This is a genomic window from Streptomyces marispadix (assembly GCF_022524345.1).
Classification (GTDB): domain Bacteria; phylum Actinomycetota; class Actinomycetes; order Streptomycetales; family Streptomycetaceae; genus Streptomyces; species Streptomyces marispadix.
Map to the genome: position 1 here is coordinate 4,374,098 of NZ_JAKWJU010000002.1, position 16,765 is coordinate 4,390,862.

At 70.1% G+C, this 16,765-nt stretch carries 13 protein-coding genes; 8 read left to right on the forward strand and 5 right to left on the reverse strand.

Annotation, left to right across the window (positions count from 1 at the left end; genetic code table 11):
* Window positions 1-16: 16 nt before the first annotated feature.
* Window positions 17-1,609, reverse strand: coding sequence for an MFS transporter (locus MMA15_RS18430; RefSeq protein WP_241063281.1), 1,593 nt, complete (start codon window positions 1,607-1,609; stop codon window positions 17-19).
* Between the two features lie 191 nt (window positions 1,610-1,800).
* On the opposite strand from MMA15_RS18430, the gene MMA15_RS18435 reads away from it, so the two are divergent.
* A complete protein-coding gene (locus MMA15_RS18435; RefSeq protein WP_241061168.1) occupies window positions 1,801-3,012 on the forward strand; it encodes a pyridoxal phosphate-dependent aminotransferase in 1,212 nt (403 codons plus the stop codon).
* A gap of 174 nt (window positions 3,013-3,186) precedes the next feature.
* Complete coding sequence (locus MMA15_RS18440; protein WP_241061170.1) at window positions 3,187-3,588, forward strand: SCO4983 family protein; 402 nt, start codon at window positions 3,187-3,189, stop codon at window positions 3,586-3,588.
* Window positions 3,589-3,709: 121 nt separating this feature from the next.
* On the opposite strand, the gene MMA15_RS18445 is transcribed toward MMA15_RS18440, so the two are convergent.
* Window positions 3,710-5,548, reverse strand: coding sequence for a phosphoenolpyruvate carboxykinase (GTP) (locus tag MMA15_RS18445; RefSeq protein ID WP_241061172.1), 1,839 nt, complete (start codon window positions 5,546-5,548; stop codon window positions 3,710-3,712).
* Between the two features lie 439 nt (window positions 5,549-5,987).
* Between MMA15_RS18445 and trhA the strand changes: the two genes are divergently transcribed.
* Complete coding sequence (gene trhA, locus MMA15_RS18450; RefSeq protein WP_372498354.1) at window positions 5,988-6,665, forward strand: PAQR family membrane homeostasis protein TrhA; 678 nt, start codon at window positions 5,988-5,990, stop codon at window positions 6,663-6,665.
* A gap of 52 nt (window positions 6,666-6,717) precedes the next feature.
* On the opposite strand, the gene MMA15_RS18455 is transcribed toward trhA, so the two are convergent.
* A complete protein-coding gene (locus MMA15_RS18455; RefSeq protein WP_241061174.1) occupies window positions 6,718-8,370 on the reverse strand; it encodes an N-acyl-D-amino-acid deacylase family protein in 1,653 nt (550 codons plus the stop codon).
* Window positions 8,371-8,413: 43 nt separating this feature from the next.
* Entirely contained in the window at window positions 8,414-9,691 is a 1,278-nt protein-coding gene (locus MMA15_RS18460) for an alanine racemase (RefSeq protein ID WP_241061176.1), read from the reverse strand.
* A gap of 276 nt (window positions 9,692-9,967) precedes the next feature.
* Between MMA15_RS18460 and MMA15_RS18465 the strand changes: the two genes are divergently transcribed.
* The 5 genes from MMA15_RS18465 to MMA15_RS18485 all read left to right on the forward strand — a co-directional run bounded on the left by MMA15_RS18465 (window position 9,968) and on the right by MMA15_RS18485 (window position 15,218).
* A complete protein-coding gene (locus MMA15_RS18465; RefSeq protein WP_241063283.1) occupies window positions 9,968-11,131 on the forward strand; it encodes a sugar kinase in 1,164 nt (387 codons plus the stop codon).
* Window positions 11,128-11,904, forward strand: coding sequence for an IclR family transcriptional regulator (locus MMA15_RS18470; RefSeq protein ID WP_241061178.1), 777 nt, complete (start codon window positions 11,128-11,130; stop codon window positions 11,902-11,904). The genes MMA15_RS18465 and MMA15_RS18470 overlap by 4 nt, the downstream gene beginning before the upstream one ends.
* A 120-nt stretch (window positions 11,905-12,024) precedes the next feature.
* Window positions 12,025-12,450: a RidA family protein gene (locus MMA15_RS18475; RefSeq protein ID WP_241061180.1), complete on the forward strand. Its 426-nt coding sequence runs from the start codon at window positions 12,025-12,027 to the stop codon at window positions 12,448-12,450.
* 169 nt (window positions 12,451-12,619) lie between these two features.
* A complete protein-coding gene (locus tag MMA15_RS18480) occupies window positions 12,620-14,089 on the forward strand; it encodes a GntP family permease (protein WP_241061182.1) in 1,470 nt (489 codons plus the stop codon).
* Between the two features lie 268 nt (window positions 14,090-14,357).
* Window positions 14,358-15,218, forward strand: coding sequence for a trypsin-like peptidase domain-containing protein (locus MMA15_RS18485; RefSeq protein ID WP_241061184.1), 861 nt, complete (start codon window positions 14,358-14,360; stop codon window positions 15,216-15,218).
* A gap of 290 nt (window positions 15,219-15,508) precedes the next feature.
* On the opposite strand, the gene MMA15_RS18490 is transcribed toward MMA15_RS18485, so the two are convergent.
* Window positions 15,509-16,483: a chitinase gene (locus MMA15_RS18490; protein WP_372498355.1), complete on the reverse strand. Its 975-nt coding sequence runs from the start codon at window positions 16,481-16,483 to the stop codon at window positions 15,509-15,511.
* Between the last annotated feature and the right edge of the window lie 282 nt (window positions 16,484-16,765).

Below are 16,765 nucleotides of genomic sequence, written 5' to 3' on the forward strand. Positions count from 1 at the left end.
CGTCATGCGGGGCCAGCTATGCGCCGGGGAGGGAGAGGTGGTCCGGGCCTGCTTCGGGCCCTGTTCCCGGCTCCGTTCCGGGCTCCGGCTCCGATCCCGGACCCGGTTCCGATCCCGGACCCGGTTCCGATCCCGGCTTCGGGCCTGCCTCGGGCTCCGGCAGCGGTGCCTTCGGTTCAGTTCCCCGTCCCCGTTCCGGCAGCAGCGCCGTCACCAACGCCGTGGCGAGCGCCGCCAGTCCGCACACCCACAGCACCCGCGTCATCCCGTCCACGAAGGCGGCGTCCGCCGAGGCCGCGAGCGCCTCGGAGCCCAGCCGTGCGGCCACCGCGTGTGCGGCGATCACCGAGTCCCCGGCGGCGTCGGCCGCGGCCGGTGGCAGTCCGTCCGTGGCGAGCCTCGCCGTGTACGTGCCGGACAGCAGGCTGCCCAGCACCGCGATGCCCACGGCCGCGCCCGTCTGACGCACGGTCATCAGCAGCCCCGAGCCGCTTCCGGCGCGTGCCGGCGGCAGCGCCGCCAGCGCGCCGTCCATCGCGGGCACCATGGCGAAGCCGACGCCGAATCCCGTGACGGTAAGCCAAGTCGCGGCCAGCGCGTATCCGTCGTCTACGTCGGTACGGGCGCCGAGGAACGCCGCGAACGCCAGCACCACCAGCCCGGCGCTGATCACCGGGCGCGTACCCAGCCGGGCGGACGCCGCCCCCGCCGCGCGTGCCGCCACGAGCAGTCCCGCCATGAGCGGAAGCAGCCGCAGCCCCGTGCCGAACGCGTCGACGCCGAGCACCGCCTGGAAGTACTGCGGCAGTACGAACAGCAGCCCCGCCAGTACGAGCGTGATCACCGTGGCGACGAGCGCGTTCCGTCCGAACGCGGGCCGCGCCAGCAGCGCCAGGTCCAGCATCGGCCTCTCCACGCGCCGCTCCCGCAGCACGAGCGCCGCGAGCAGCACCGCCGATCCGGCTCCCGTACCGGCGACGTATGGATCGCTCCACCCTCGTGCCGGGCCCTCGATGATCGCGAAGACGAGCGCACCGAGGCCCGCGATGCTCAACACGGCGCCGAGCACGTCCACTCGGGGCGCCGACTCATCACGCGACTCCGGCAGCAGCGTTACGCAGACGGCTATGCCGAGCGCCGCGAGCGGCACGTTGACGAGGAAGACCGATCCCCACCAGAAGTGGTCGAGCAGCCATCCGCCGACGATCGGCCCGAGCGGCATGCCGCCCGCCACCGACGCGGTGATGATGCCGACGGCCTTGGTGCGTTCGGCCTCCTCCGTGAAGAGCGAGGGGAGCACCGACAGCGCGAGCGGCGTGACGAGTGCGGCGCCCAGGCCCATGAACGTACGGGCCACGACGACCCATGCCGCGCTGTCCGCGAGCCCGCCGAGGAGCGAGGCCACGAGGAAGACCGCCAGCCCGGCGACGAGCAGCCGCCGCCGTCCGAAGCGGTCGCCGAGCAGTCCCGCGGGCAGCATCGCGGCGGCGAAGACGACGATGTACGCGTCCACGATCCACTGCAACTCCCCGGTGCCGGCGTGGAGTTCGCGCCCGAGTGCGGGGAGGGCGACGTTGAGGATCGTCAGGTCGAATCCGAGCACGAGCATGCTCGCGCCGAGGGCGGCGAGCGCCCACCAGCGGCGTGGGTCGGGTGTTGTGTTCACGGCGAACTCCGAGGGTCGATGTCTTTTGACAGTGACTCCCAAAAGAGCCGTGGTGTCAAGATGTGGTTCGTCCCGGGAGCGGAGGTGGTCAATAACACGTGGCCACGTGACAGACCCGCCCGTAAGGTGGCGGAATGCAGGTGATCCAGTCGGCGAAGCTCGCAAACGTCTGTTACGAGATCCGGGGCCCCGTCCTGGAGGAGGCGATGCGGCTGGAGGCGGCAGGCCATCGCATCCTCAAGCTCAACACCGGCAATCCGGCGCCCTTCGGCTTCGAGTGCCCGCCCGAGATCCTCGAGGACATGATCCGCAACGTCGGCGAGGCCCATGGCTACGGCGACGCGAAGGGGCTGCTCTCCGCCCGCCGCGCGGTGATGCAGCACTACCAGACGCAGGGCATCGAACTCTCCGTCGAGGACATCTACCTCGGCAACGGCGTCTCCGAGCTGATCCAGATGGCGATGCAGGCGCTGCTCGACGACGGCGACGAGGTCCTCGTACCGGCCCCCGACTATCCGCTGTGGACCGCCTCGGTCTCCCTCTCCGGCGGCACGGCGGTGCACTACCGCTGCGACGAGCAGTCCGACTGGATGCCCGACCTCGCGGACGTCGAGCGGAAGGTCACCGACCGCACCAAGGCGATCGTCGTCATCAACCCCAACAACCCGACGGGCGCGGTCTACGACGAGGCGATCCTGCGCGGTCTCACGGACATCGCCCGCAGGCACGGCCTGATCGTCTACTCCGACGAGATCTACGACAAGATCCTCTACGACGGCGCGACGCACACGCCCACCACCGTCATCGCCCCCGATCTGCTGACCGTCACCTTCAACGGCCTGTCGAAGGCGTACCGGGTGGCCGGATACCGCAGCGGATGGATGGCCGTCTGCGGTCCGAAGGGCCATGCGCAGAGCTATATCGAGGGTCTGACGATCCTCGCCAACATGCGGCTGTGCGCGAACATGCCCGCACAGCACGTGGTGGCCGCCGCGCTCGGCGGGCGGCAGTCGATCAACGACCTGGTGCTGCCGGGCGGCAGGCTGCTGGAGCAGCGCGACATGGTGCACGATCTGCTCACGCAGATCCCCGGTGTGACGTGTGTGAAGCCGAAGGGCGCGATCTACGCGTTCCCACGGCTCGACCCCAAGGTCTTCAAGATCAAGGACGACCGGGAGATGGTCCTCGACCTGCTGCGGGCCGAGCAGATCATGATCGTCCACGGTACGGGATTCAACTGGCCCGATCCGGACCACTTCCGCATCGTCAACCTGCCCCCGGTCAGCGAACTCCAGGACGCGGTCACCCGGATCGGGAACTTCCTGGACGGCTACAGCCAGCCGTAACCACCCGGGACCCCGCGGCCCCGTCCATCCCGCCCTCGCACTCACCCGCCGTGGGTTTCAAGCGCATCACGTGTGTCTTCTTGTGTCTTCTTGCGCTTTTATGTACGCGGCTCAACTTTAGACGGAGTCTAAGTTAGGCTGGCATCCAGGCGACGCGACGCAGGAGGCCCGACCATGTACGAACCGATCCGCAGCAAGTCGGTGCATGCCATGGCCGAGGCGTCCTTCCCCCATCGCACCCGGGAAGAGGAGCTGGACATCCGCCTTGCCGGGCACCTCACCGCGCTGCTGACGGTCACCGACGAGCTGCGCGCCCTCACCCCCGCCGAAGAACTCGACGAGGCGGCAGAGGAGTTGGCGGCTCAGATCACCCGCCTACGTGCCGAGCCGCTGCGTGCGGCACCGTCGACGCGCGTCGCCGACCCCGCGCACATCGACTCGCTGCACCACCGCGCGCACACTCTCGCGGGCCATGCGGTCGTGATCGCCACGTACCGGGACGACGAGCCGGCGATGGTCGTGGCGACGCACTGCCGTGACTTCCACGCGACGGCGCTGGGCCTCACCGCCGCCTGACCGCCCAGTCTGTCCCGCCGCCTCGATCCCCGCGCAAACGAACGGCGCCCCCCACCCGCTCGCGTGATGCGAAGCGGATGAGGGGCGCCGGCCGCGTCGGACGGGACCGAAGCCCGGGGCGTCAGCCCAGGCGCTCGACCAACGCGCGGTATTCGTCCCACAGTTCCTTCGGCGTGTGGTCACCGAAGGTGTTGAGGTGCTCGGGCACCAGCGACGCCTCGTCCCGCCACACCTCCTTGTCGACCTCCAGCACGAAGTCCAGCTCCGCGTCGGTCATGTCGAGTCCGTCCCGGTCGAGGGACTCCTTGGTCGGCAGCACGCCGATGGGCGTCTCGACGCCCTCGGCCTCGCCGTTGAGGCGCTGCACGATCCACTTCAGTACGCGGCTGTTCTCGCCGAAGCCGGGCCAGACGAACTTGCCGTCCTGGTCCTTCTTGAACCAGTTGACGTAGTAGATCTTCGGCAGCTTCTCCTGGTCGGCGTCCTTGCCGACCTTCACCCAGTGGGCGAAGTAGTCGCCCATGTTGTAGCCGCAGAACGGCAGCATCGCGAACGGGTCGCGGCGCAGCTCGCCGACCTTGCCCTCGGCCGCGGCGGTCTTCTCGCTGGCGACGTTGGCGCCGAGGAAGACGCCGTGCTGCCAGCTGAAGGACTCCGTGACCAGCGGTACGGCCGAGGCCCTGCGCCCGCCGAAGAGGATCGCGGAGATCGGCACGCCCCTGGGGTCCTCCCACTCCGGCGCGATGATCGGGCACTGCCCGGCCGGTGTGGTGAAGCGCGCGTTGGGATGGGCGGCCGGAGTCCCGGATTCGGGGGTCCAGTCGTTGCCCTTCCAGTCCGTCAGATGAGCGGGCGTCTCCTCCGTCATGCCCTCCCACCACACGTCGCCGTCGTCGGTGAGGGCGACGTTGGTGAAGACGGAGTTGCCCCAAAGGGTCTTCATGGCATTGGCGTTGGTGTGCTCGCCGGTGCCGGGCGCGACGCCGAAGAAGCCCGCCTCGGGGTTGATGGCGTACAGACGGCCGTCCTCGCCGAAGCGCATCCACGCGATGTCGTCGCCGATGGTCTCGACCGTCCAGCCCTTGATGGTGGGCTCCAGCATGGCGAGGTTCGTCTTGCCGCAGGCCGAGGGGAAGGCGGCGGCGACGTACTTGGACTCGCCCCGCGGCGGCGTGAGCTTGAGCACGAGCATGTGCTCGGCGAGCCAGCCCTCGTCGCGTGCCATCACGGAGGCGATGCGCAGCGCGTAGCACTTCTTGCCGAGCAGGGCGTTGCCGCCGTAGCCCGAGCCGTAGGACCAGATCTCACGGGTCTCGGGGAAGTGGGAGATGTACTTGGTGGAGTTGCAGGGCCAGGGCACGTCCTGCTCGCCGGGCTCCAGCGGTGCGCCGACGCTGTGCACGGCCTTGACGAAGAAGCCGTCCTCGCCCAGCTCGTCGAGGACCTGCTGTCCCATGCGGGTCATGGTGCGCATGGAGACGGCGACGTAGGCGGAGTCGGTGATCTCCACGCCCAGCGCGGAGAGCGGCGAGCCGAGCGGTCCCATGCAGAACGGGACGACGTACATGGTGCGGCCGCGCATGGAGCCGCGGAAGATTCCCCCTTCCCCGTTCTCGCCCTGGAAGACGGCCCGCATCTCGTCGGGGGCCTTCCAGTGGTTGGTGGGACCGGCGTCCTCCTCCTTCTCGGAGCAGATGAACGTACGGTCCTCGACGCGTGCGACGTCGCTGGGGTCGGAGGCGGCGTAGTAGGAGTGGGGCCGTTTCACCGGGTCGAGCTTGGTGAACGTGCCCTTTTCGACGAGTTCTTCACACAGGCGCTCGTACTCCGCTTCGGAGCCGTTGCACCAGACGATGCGGTCCGGTTCGGTGAGAGCGGCGATTTCCTCGACCCAGGAGACCAGCTCCTGGTGGCGGGTGGGAACGGGGTTGATGGCGGGAGCCGCAGAACTGCGCGCCACGATCTCTCCAGACGTTGAGGGTTCGACGGATAACTGCACTGGTATCCGCATTTTTTGTCTCGTGCTTCAACTCGCCCCTTGGGGGCCGCGACCCGGATGCGTTCGTGGTGGTGCTGGGCTGGTGCGTCTGCGCGGCTCGCTCATCCGGTGTCACCCTTGCTCCTCTGAGCATGTGAGCGTAACGGCCGCCTGTCCAGATGGAAAGGATGTGTCCATCACCACTCCGATGAGCGGCATGCGTTCACGAAAGAGCAGGGTCGACGGTTACCGATCCGTAGCTACCATGGGCCGTATGACTGACGCGCCCCTTCCGCACGAGGCCCCGAACCGCGCGGACTTCGAGAGCGGCGCGGACGGGACCGAGAAGCCGGAACAGCCGGAACAGAAGGCCACGTCCGGGGGTTCCGCCTCCGCGTCGCTGGAGTCGGCGGCGGCTGCCGTGACTTCGGCGGCGTCCAAGGGCGCCGCCGCGATCCCCGCGCTGATCAAGCCGCGGCTGCGCGGCTGGCTGCACGCCGGGATGTTCCCCGCGGTGCTCACCGCCGGGATCTTTCTCACGGCGCTCGCCGACAGCACCCGCGGCCGTATCGCCTGCGGGGTCTACACCCTGACCGCCTGTCTGCTCTTCGGAGTGAGCGCGCTGTACCACCGCGGGGAGTGGGGGCCGCGTGCCACCGCCGTGCTGCGGCGGCTCGACCACGCGAACATCTTCCTGATCATCGCGGGGACCTACACCCCGCTGACGATCCTGCTGCTGCCCGACGGCGGTGCCTCGCCGCTGCTGTGGGGAGTGTGGGCCGCGGCCCTGTTCGGCATCGCCTTCCGGGTGTTCTGGGTCGGCGCCCCGCGGTGGCTCTACACGCCGTGCTACATCGCGATGGGCTGGGCCGCCGTCTTCTATCTGCCCGCGTTCCTGCGCGAGGGCGGCATCGCGGTGCTGGTGTGCGTGATCGCCGGGGGCGTGCTCTACAGCGTGGGCGGTCTGGTCTACGGCATCAAGAGGCCCAATCCGTCACCGCGTTGGTTCGGCTTCCACGAGGTGTTCCACTCGTTCACGCTGGCCGCGTTCGTGGTGCACTACGTGGGGATCTCGCTGGTGGCGTATCAGCACGCGTAGGGCCGCGGGCCGGGCGGGCGTACTCGTGTACGCGTGAACCCGGCGGCGGCCGTCACTTGCCGGTACCGCCCCCCGCGCCGCCGCCCTTGAACGGCGTGCGGCGGACCGCGCGGCCCGCGAGTACGTCCGTGCGGCTCCCGTCGTCGATGACGAAGCGGCCGTCGATCAGTACAAAGGGGATGCCGACGGGCAGTACACGCGGCTGCTCGTAGGTGGCGCCCGCTGCGACCGTCGACGGGTCGAAGAGCACGAGGTCCGCCCGGTAGCCCTCCCGTACCAGGCCGCGGTCCGGGAGCCGCAGCCGGGACGCGGGGCGCGAGGTGAGACGGGCGACGCACTCCTGGAGGGAGAGGACGCCCGACTCCCTTACGTAGTGGCCCAGATAGCGCGGGAAGGTGCCGTAGGCGCGAGGGTGCGGCTTGCCGCCCTGGAGGATGCCGTCGCTGCCTCCGGTGTGGGCGGGGTGGCGCATCATGTGCCGCACGTTCTCTTCGTGGCCCACGTGCTGGAGGATCGTCGTGCCCAGCCTGTCCTCGATCAGCAGCCGGCGGGCGGTGACGAAGGGCTCCTCGCCCCTCTCGGCGGCCGACCGCGCGACCGTGGCTCCCACGTAGCCGGACAGCGCCGGTTCGGAGACGCCGGAGATCTCGATCGTCTCCCAGTCGATGGGCACGCCGTGGCAGCCGTCCGAGCCCTCGGCCTCCATCACATGCCGGATGCGCCGGCAGGTCTCATCGTGCGACAGCCGCGCCAGGATCGCCTCAGGGCCGCCCGCGCTCGCCCAGCTCGGCAGCATCGCCACCAGGGTCGTGCAGCCCGGGGTGTACGGGTAGGTGTCGAAGGTGATGTCCGAGCCGCCCGCGAGCGCACGGTCGAGGAGGGCCGTCAGCTCGGGGGCACGGCCCTTGTTGACGCCGAAGTTCATGGTGGCGTGGGCGAGATGGAGCGCGCAGCCCGCCTCGTGCGCGAGCGTGATCATCTCCTCGTACGCCTCCAGGGCGCCCTTGCCGTAGGAGCGGTGGTGCGGGCAGTAGTAGCCGCCGTATGAGGCCACCGTGCGGCACAGCTCGGTGAGTTCGGCGTCGGAGGCGTACATGCCGGGCGCGTAGGTCAGCCCGGACGACATGCCGACCGCGCCCTGCTCCAGGCCCTCGGCGACCAGGCGGTGCATCTCGCTCATCTCCAAGGGAGTCGCGGGCCGGTCGTCCCAGCCGACGGCCAGCATGCGGACGCTGCCCTGCGGTACGAGATACGCCACGTTGACGGCGGTGCCCTGACGGTCGACGCGGTCCAGATAGCCGCCGACGGTGCGCCAGTCGAAGTCGACGGAGGAGTCGCCGGGTGCGCTGCCGTTCCAGCCGGTGATGGCGCTGCGTACCTCGGCGAGGGTGCGGTCGTCGACGGGCGCGTAGGACAGGCCGTCCTGGCCCACGACTTCGAGGGTGACGCCCTGTGCGGCCTTGGCCGAGTGGTCCGGGTCCCGCAGCAGGGCCAGGTCGGAGTGGGCGTGCATGTCGATGAAGCCGGGGGCGAGGGCGAGGCCCGTCGCGTCGAGCACGCGGCGGGCGCCGAACGGGCGGCTCCCGCCCGCGGACTCGGGGACGACGGCAGTGATGCGGCCGCCGTCGACGGCGACGTCCGCGCGGTACGGGGCGGTCGCACCGGAGCCGTCGACGACGTCCGCGTTGCGGATGAGGAGATCCATCGGGGCGTCCCTTCGGCTCAGTTCGCGGTCGGGCCGCGGTGCGTCAGAAGAACGTGCGGATATAGCCGGTGACCGTGCCGTCCGCCGTCGTCTCGGGGATGAGCTGCCACTTGTCGAAGATCGTGCAGGGGTGGGAGAGGCCGAGGCCGACCCACTCGCCGACCTCGACCGGTGCGCCCGCCTCGGTACGTACCCATGCGTGCTGGTCGGAGAGGGCGGTGACCGTGACGCCGTCCGCGGGGCGCGTCGAGCCGTCGGTGGAGCGGATCGTGTGCGGCTGCGGCAGATGGAGGTCGAAGGCCGCGTCGCGCTTGCCCGCGTTGAGGAACGCCTGGTCCGGCGCGGGACGTGAGACGACCTGCGCCCAGAGCGTGAACGCCGCCTGGAGAGCGCCCTCTTCGGGCACGCGGTTGAACGGCGTCTTCTCGCGGTAGGCGCCGTCGTCGTGCGACACGTAGGCACCGGAACGCAGCAGCTTCAGCAACGGACGGGACAGCGGCGGGAGTTCGGCGAAGACCTCGGCGACGGCGTCGAACCAGGCGCTGCCGCCCGCGCTGACCACGATCTCGGTGAGCCCGGCGAAGCGGCCCCCGGCGTCGAACTCTGCGGCGAGGACCGTCAGCCGGCGCAGCCATGCCGCGACCGACTCCGGGGTGGCGCCGGGGACTTCGCCCTCGTAGCCGGCGACTCCCACCAGCCGGAGGGTGGGCGCCGCGGCCACCGCGTCGGCGACCGCCTCGCATTCGGCCTCCGTACGGGCTCCGGTACGGGCGCCCTCACCGGCGGCGAGTTCGACCACGACGTCGACGGGGCGCACGGCGCCCGACTCGGCGAGCGCGGCGTCCATCTGGGCCACGCCCTCGGTGGAGTCCACGTAGCAGACGAAGCCGAAGTCCGGGTCGGTGCCCAGCTCCTGGGCGATCCAGTGCAGCGCGGCGGGGTCGACCAGCTCGTTGGCGAGGAAGATCCGCGGAATCCCGAACGCCCTCGCCACACGCACCTGATGGGGCACGGCCAGCGTGATCCCCCAGGCGCCGTGGGCGAGTTGGCGGTGGAAGAGCTGAGGGGCCATGGACGTCTTGCCGTGCGGGGCGAAGGCGAGGCCGTGGCGCTCGGTGTACGTCTCCATCAGCGCGAGGTTGTGCTGGAGCCGCTCGGCGGAGAGGGCGAGCACCGGTGTGGTGAAGCCGCCGGTGAACAGGTTGCGGTGCTCGGCGGTGAGCGCGGCCACGGTGGTGCCCGCGGCGTCCGGGGGCAGCCCCTTGAAGCGGTGGTCCACATGCTCCGAGGCGAGTGGGGCGAGGGGGTCCGCGGCGGCCATGGGGACTCCTGCTCCGTGAGTAGGGGCGGCTGGGTGCGTAGGGCGGCTGGGACGGGGCGACGAGTGTGCGGGGCGGCCCGTGCCCGGGTGATGCGGTTCGGCGGTCCTGCGTGCTAGTGAGTTGCCGCCCAGTGCCGTTGCAGTGACTGCAACCTGCATTGCGTATTTCGCTCAGAGCTGTCTAGCATCCCGCCGAACACCCGTCAATCGACAAGGGAGCGGATACGAACGGTGCGGACAGTGGAGAGGCCGGAGGTCGTCTGCCTCGGCGAATCGATGGTCACGTTCCTGCCCTCGCGGGCGGGACGGCTCGCGGACGTACCGTCCTTCGAGCGGGCCATCGGCGGCGCCGAGTCCAACGTGGCCTGCGCGCTTGCCGGTTCGGGGCACTCCGTGCGCTGGATCAGCCGCGTAGGGGCGGACGGCTTCGGCGACCATCTGCTGGAGACGATCGCGGCGCGCGGAGTCGACGTCGGGACCGTCGGGCGTGATCCGCGGCGCCCGACCGGGATCTACTTCCGTACGGACGGAGAGCGGCCGACCGGGCTCGACCCGCTCGGCGCCCCGGGCGGGAACTCCGGCCGGGGCTCGGACCGGGACTCGGACCGGACTTCGGACGGCGGCCCGGACGGGCGCTCGGCGACGGGCGGTGGCACCGCCGAAGTCGTCTACTACCGTGCGGGATCGGCCGCTTCGGCCATGTCACCGCGGACCGTGGACCTCGCGGCCGTGGACGACGCCGACGTGCTGCATCTCACCGGCATCACCGCCGCGCTGTCACCGGGGTGCCTGGAGCTGATGCGGGTGCTCACGGGAGCGCGTGCGCACCGGCCGCTCGTCTCCTTCGACGTCAACTACCGGGTGGGGCTCTGGGATCGGGGCCCGGACGGACCAGCCGCCCCCGGCGCGGGGCCCGGACCCGGAGTGCTGCTCGAACTCGCCCGCGGCTGCGACCTCGTGTTCGTGGGCGAGGACGAGGCGGAGGCCGCCTGGGGCGTCACGGGCGGTCCGTATGCGATCAGGGAGCGGCTGCCCGAGCCGGGCGTGCTCGTCGTCAAGCAGGGCGCTACGGGGGCGACCGCCTTCGTACGGGGCGACGACGGAGGCAGCGGGGCGAGAGGCGACATGGCGGATCACGACGGGACCGGCGGCGACGGCGTCCACTCGGTCCCCGCGCTGCACATCGACGTGGCCGGTGCCGTGGGCGCGGGCGACGGCTTCGCCGCCGGGTTCATCTCGGCGACGCTGCGCGGACTGTCCGTACGGGAGCGGCTGCGTCACGGACACCTCATGGCCGCCGCGGCCCTGACCGTACCGGGGGATCTCGCGGAGCCGCCGGAGCGCGAGGTCGCCGACCGGCTGGCGGCGCTGGACGACGAGGCGTGGGGGACCCTGCGCCTCGGCCCCGGGTGGAACACACAGAAGGCGAACGTCAGATGAGCCAGACCGTCGACCGCGCACTGAGCATCCTTCCCCTGCTCGCCGAGGGACCGGCGAACCTCGAGCAGGTCGCGAACAGGCTCGGCGTGCACAAGTCCACCGCGCTGCGCCTGCTGCGTACGCTCCACGAGCACGGCATCGTGCACCGCCAGCCCGACCACAGATACCGGCTCGGCGCGCGGCTCTTCGCCCTCGCACAGCAGGCCGTGGAGAACCTGGACGTGCGCGAGACGGCCCACCCCCACCTCGTCGAACTGAACGAGCGGACGGGGCACACGGTCCATCTCGCCGTGCACGAGGAGGACGAGGTCCTCTACATCGACAAGGTCGAGAGCCGCTACCCGGTGCGGATGTACTCGCGCATCGGCAAGCCCGTCGCGATCACGGTCGCCGCGGTCGCCAAGCTGCTGCTGGCCGATCTGCCCGAGCAGGAGCGGCGGTCGCTCGCGGAACGTCTCGACTACCCCCGCTACACGGCCCGTTCGATCACCGACGCCACGGCCTTCCTCGCCGAGCTGGCGAAGGTGCGCGAACAGGGCTGGGCCACCGACCTCGGCGGCCATGAGGAGTCCATCAACTGCGTCGCCGCCCCGGTGCGCGGGCCGGACGGGCGGGCCGTGGCCGCGATGTCCGTCTCGGCGCCCAACGTCGTCGTCAGCGCCGACGAACTCCTCACCCTCCTCCCGCTGGTGCGTCGTACGGCCGAGGCCATCAGCGACGAGTACTCCGGGAGGACCCCGGAGAGCCGCGAGCGCCCCCAGAGCAGCCCGTAGATCAGCCCCCTGGAGACCCAAGAGCCCCCGGAGACGCGGCAGTCGGGACCCCTCAGGGTCCCGGAAAGCCCCTCAAGACCCGAACGAGACCTTGAACACCCCGGAGAAGGAACGGCATCCATGAGCGACGAGCACGGCGGAAACCCGGCCAAGACGGCCGTCACCCCGCCCACGCACACCACACCGCCCGCGAAGTTCTCGCACGGCGTGCGCAAGGGCAACATCCTCCAGGTCGCCGGGCAGGTCGGGTTCGCGCCCGCGGCACCCGGCCAGGCGCCCGCCCCGGTGGGGCCGGGGCTGCGTGAGCAGACGCTGCGCACCCTCGCCAACGTCGAAGCCGTCCTCCGGGAGGGCGGGGCGAGTTGGGAGGACGCGGTGATGATCCGCGTCTATCTCACCGACACGGCCCACTTCGCCGAGTTCAACCAGATCTACGACGAGTTCTTCGCGGACCTCACCGAGGCGCCCGCAGCCCGTACGACCGTCTACGTGGGGCTGCCCGCCGGGCTGCTCGTAGAGATCGACGCGCTCGCCGTGCTCGGCTGAGGCGCCCGCAGGCGCACTGAGCCCGCAGGCGCACTGAGCCCGCAGGCGCACTGCCTGCCCCGCCGGCGTACCGGCATTGCCGGGAACGCCGCCACCTCCCCAACCCCCTCCGCATGTCCCAACCCCCCGCAGAACACGAGCCGTTGACACAGAAACCCCGAGGCCCACCATGCTGCTGCTCGCATCCGCGCCCGAGAAGGCGCCACCCCACACCGGCGGTCTGCTCGCCCTCATAGGCGGCACCCCAGGTCTGCTGACCGTCGCCGCCCTGGGAATCCTGCTGCTGCTCTTCCTCATCATCAGGGTCCGGCTGCAGCCCTTCGTGGCGCTGCTGGGCGTCTCCATAGCCGTCGGCCTTGCCGCCGGGCTGTCGGTGACCGAACTCTTCGGCACCGTGCAGAAGTCCGACGCCGTCTCCCTCATCGAGGACGGCATGGGCGGCATCCTCGGCCATGTCGCCATCATCATCGGCCTCGGCACCATGCTCGGGTCGATACTCGAGGTCAGCGGTGGAGCCGAGGCCCTCTCCAGCAGGCTGCTGGCCCTGTTCGGCGAGCGGCGCGCGCCGCTGGCCATGGGCCTGACCGGCCTGATATTCGGCATCCCGGTCTTCTTCGACGTCGGGATCTTCGTGCTCGCACCGATCGTCTACGCCGCCGCAAAGCGCTCCGGCAAGTCGATCGTCCTCTACTCGATGCCGCTGCTCGCCGGGCTCTCCATGACGCATGCGTTCCTGCCGCCGCACCCGGGACCGGTGGCGGCCGCGGGCTTGCTGAAGGTCGACCTCGGCTGGATCATCCTGATGGGCGTCGTCACCGGCATCCCCGCCGTGCTGGCGGCCTGGGCGTACGCGGCGTGGATCGGCAACCGGCTCTTCGTCGAGGTGCCGCACGACATGGTCGAGGCGGCGGAGGAGGCCAAGGCGGCCGTCGCGGCGGAGCAGAAGGCGGCGGGCGTCTCCACGGAACGCCCCGTCTCGCTGGCCGTGGTGCTCGGCATCATCGGCACGCCGCTGCTGCTGATCCTCCTGGCGACGTTCTCGTCCATCGCGCTGGACCCCTCGACGCTCCGTTCCGTAGTGGAGTTCTTCGGGCATCCCTTCGTGGCGCTGACGATCGCGCTGCTGCTGGCGTACTGGCAACTCGGCCTGAAGCGCGGCTGGTCGCGCCAGTCGCTGGAGACCGTCTCCACCGCCTCGCTGAAGCCGATCGGCAACATCCTGCTGGTCGTCGGCGCGGGCGGGGTCTTCGGTGCGGTGCTCGACGGCAGCGGCGTGGCGCAGGCGCTGGCCGACACCTTCGGCGACGCGGGCCTGCCCGTCATTGTGCTGTCGTATCTGCTGTCGCTGGTGCTGCGCGTCGCGCAGGGCTCGGCGACGGTGGCGATCGTGACCACCGCCGGGATCGTCGCTCCGCTTCTCTCCTCGGGCGACTACTCGCAGGCGCACACCGCGCTGGTCATCATGGCGATCTCCGCGGGCTCCATCTTCGCCTCGCACGTCAACGACGGCGGTTTCTGGATCGTCTCGAAGTACTTCGGCATCTCGGAGCGGGACACCCTGAAGTCCTGGACGGTGCTGGAGTCCGTGCTGTCGGTGGCGGGCTTCGCCGTGGCCGCGGCGGTGAGCCCCTTCGTCTAGCGGGACCTGCGCGTCGACGAGTGAGACGCGCGACCCCGGAGACGCGAAACCGCTGAGACGCGCAATCGCGCGGTCACCCGCACACACAGCGCTCGAACACGAGAACGCCTCGAAACGCGCCCGGCGCCCCCGTACGGAACCTCATCTTCCGTTTCTGGGGGCGCCGTTGGGGTCTTGTGGGGGTGACGCATCTGCACCAAGAATGCACGGCGTCACCCCCAACGAATCACCGCAACAAGATTCGGTGAAGGAGAGGAAACCCCCCACCATGAAGAAACCTCTCGTCGTCACCCTGGCCGCGGGCTTCTTCGGAGCCGCCGCTGCCGCCGGGGTCGTCGCGTCCCCCGCCACCGCCGCACCGGCCCCCGAGGCGAAGGCCAAGGCCGAGGCGAAGGCGGCACCCGACTTCGCGGGCACCGTCGCGCTCAGCAACTGTTCGGGCGCGCTTGTGAAGATGCCCGAGTCCAAGGCGTCCGACCCGGGCCTGGTGCTCACCAACGGCCACTGCCGTGAGGCAGGCATGCCGGAGCCCGGCCAGGTCATCGTCGACGAGGACGTCAAGCGTGACTTCACCCTGCTCGACGCCAAGGGCGACGACGCGGGCAAGCTGACGTCCACGAAGATCGCCTACGGGACGATGACGGACACCGACGTCACTCTCTACGAACTCGACTCCACGTATGAGGAGATCAAGGAGAAGACGAAGATCGACCCGCTGGAGGTCCAGGCGGAGCACCCCAAGGAGGGCACCGCCATGACCGTCGTCTCCGGATACTGGAAGGAGACGTACAGCTGCTCCGTCGACGCGTTCGTGCCCGAACTGCGCGAGGACGGCTGGACGATGAAGGACTCGATCCGTTACACGAAGGAGTGCGAGACCAAGGGCGGCACATCGGGTTCCCCGATCATCGACGACTCCACGGGCAAGATCCTCGGGATCAACAACACCCGTAACGAGGACGGCGAGGAGTGCACCCTCAACAACCCCTGTGAGGTGGACAAGGACGGCAAGGTCACCGTCCACGAGGGCATCGCCTACGGGCAGCAGACCCACACCCTCACGAGCTGCGTCGCCAAGGGCAACAAGGTGGACCTGAGCCTGCCGGACTGCAAGCTGCCCAAGCCGTAAGCGTCGGGCCGCAGTACGGAGCCCGGCAGCCGCGGGCCGGTGGCGTGGTGCGGCGGCACCACGGCGCCGGCCGGCGGGCACTCCGGCGCACGGCCCAGGACGGACGACGCCCCCCGGACGGCAGGTCCGGGGGGCGTCGCATGCGTACGGGGAGGTGGGGGACACCCCGCAGCAGTACGGGGAGGAAGGGGCAGACGAGGGGGGAGAGCTGAGGGGCAGACGTGGGGCAGCGGTCCCGACAGCCCCGACAGCAGCTCCAGCGGTCCCCGACGGCCTCAACGGCCCTTCGGCTACGGCAGCTTGTGGACGTGCGGGCCGACCTTGCCCGACCAGGCGTTGCCGTTCGAGGCGTCCCAGTTGGTCGACCAGGTCATCGCGCCGCGGATGCCGGGGTACTTCTTCTCCGGCTTGAAGCTTCCGCACTTCTCGCCCTTGGCCAGGCAGTCCAGGGCGTCGGTCACCACGCCGGGCTCGACGTAGCCGGAGCCCGCGGCGCTCGACGAGGCGGGGGTGCCGATGCCGACCTGCGAGGGGTCGAGGCCGCCTTCGAGCTGTACGCATGCGAGGCCGGTGAGGAAGTCGACGCTGCCCTGTGCGTAGGTCTTGCCGTCGCAGCCGTTCATCGAACCGCTGTTGTAGTACTGCATGTTGACGACGGTCAGATAGTCCTTGATGTTGAGCGCGGTCTTGAAGTACTCCTTCTCCGGCGACTGCATGTCGATGGTCTGCGGCGCCATCGTGACCACGACGTCCTTCTTCTTCGCGTGGATCGCGTCGAGCGCCTTGGTCATGTACGTCGAGTTGAGGCCGTTCTCCAGGTCGATGTCGACTCCGTCGAAGCCGTACTCGTCCATGAGCGATGTGATGCTCTTGGCGAACGCGTCGGCCGAGGCGTCGTCGGAGACGCTGACCGCGCCCTTCTCGCCGCCGACCGAGACGATGACCGATCTGCCCGCGTCGTGCAGGGACTTGATGTCGGCCTTGAAGTCGTCCTCGGAGCTGTAGCCCGTCGCGGGGTCCAGCTTGAAGTCGACCTCGCCCGCGGTGCCCGTGGCGTCGGCGAAGGCGACGGCGACGATGTCGTAGTCCTTGGGCACGTCGGAGAGCTTCTGGGTCTTCGCGCCGTTGTCGAAGTTCTGCCAGTAGCCGGTCACGGCGTGTGCGGGGACCTCCGAGGCGCCCACGGCCGGGCTGCTCGCCTTCTTGGCGGTGGCCGCACCGCCGTCGCCGGCGGGACCCGCGCTCGCGGTGCCGACCGTGACCATGCCGCCGACCGCGAGTGCCGCCACCGTGACCGCGGCGAGTACGCGCGGGCGCTTGAACGAGCTGGAAGGGAATGTTGCGCGTGCCACAACTGCCTCCGTGGTGGGGGGAGATGGGGAGGAAAGGTGCTCGGTGTGGTGCGCGGGGCCCTGCGCTTCGCTGACAAGATGGTCCAGACCAATCGGGTTGTCAAGGGCTTTGACGCCCGCCGGTGCCCTTGTATTGATCGTCCGTCGGGGATTGGATGCGCCCCGGCAGGACCTCTTTGCGGGGACGAGCACGAA

Excerpts from the sequence above, each read along its gene's own strand:
- MMA15_RS18485 (WP_241061184.1), top strand. The coding sequence starts at position 14,358 with ATGAAGAAACCTCTCGTCGTCACCCTGGCCGCGGGCTTCTTCGGAGCC.
- MMA15_RS18470 (WP_241061178.1), top strand. The coding sequence starts at position 11,128 with ATGAGCCAGACCGTCGACCGCGCACTGAGCATCCTTCCCCTGCTCGCC.
- MMA15_RS18440 (WP_241061170.1), top strand. The coding sequence starts at position 3,187 with ATGTACGAACCGATCCGCAGCAAGTCGGTGCATGCCATGGCCGAGGCG.
- MMA15_RS18490 (WP_372498355.1), bottom strand. The coding sequence starts at position 16,483 with ATGGTCACGGTCGGCACCGCGAGCGCGGGTCCCGCCGGCGACGGCGGT.
- MMA15_RS18435 (WP_241061168.1), top strand. The coding sequence starts at position 1,801 with ATGCAGGTGATCCAGTCGGCGAAGCTCGCAAACGTCTGTTACGAGATC.
- MMA15_RS18455 (WP_241061174.1), bottom strand. The coding sequence starts at position 8,370 with ATGGATCTCCTCATCCGCAACGCGGACGTCGTCGACGGCTCCGGTGCG.
- MMA15_RS18475 (WP_241061180.1), top strand. The coding sequence starts at position 12,025 with ATGAGCGACGAGCACGGCGGAAACCCGGCCAAGACGGCCGTCACCCCG.
- MMA15_RS18430 (WP_241063281.1), bottom strand. The coding sequence starts at position 1,609 with ATGCTCGTGCTCGGATTCGACCTGACGATCCTCAACGTCGCCCTCCCC.
- MMA15_RS18480 (WP_241061182.1), top strand. The coding sequence starts at position 12,620 with ATGCTGCTGCTCGCATCCGCGCCCGAGAAGGCGCCACCCCACACCGGC.
- MMA15_RS18465 (WP_241063283.1), top strand. The coding sequence starts at position 9,968 with ATGGTCACGTTCCTGCCCTCGCGGGCGGGACGGCTCGCGGACGTACCG.
- MMA15_RS18460 (WP_241061176.1), bottom strand. The coding sequence starts at position 9,691 with ATGGCCGCCGCGGACCCCCTCGCCCCACTCGCCTCGGAGCATGTGGAC.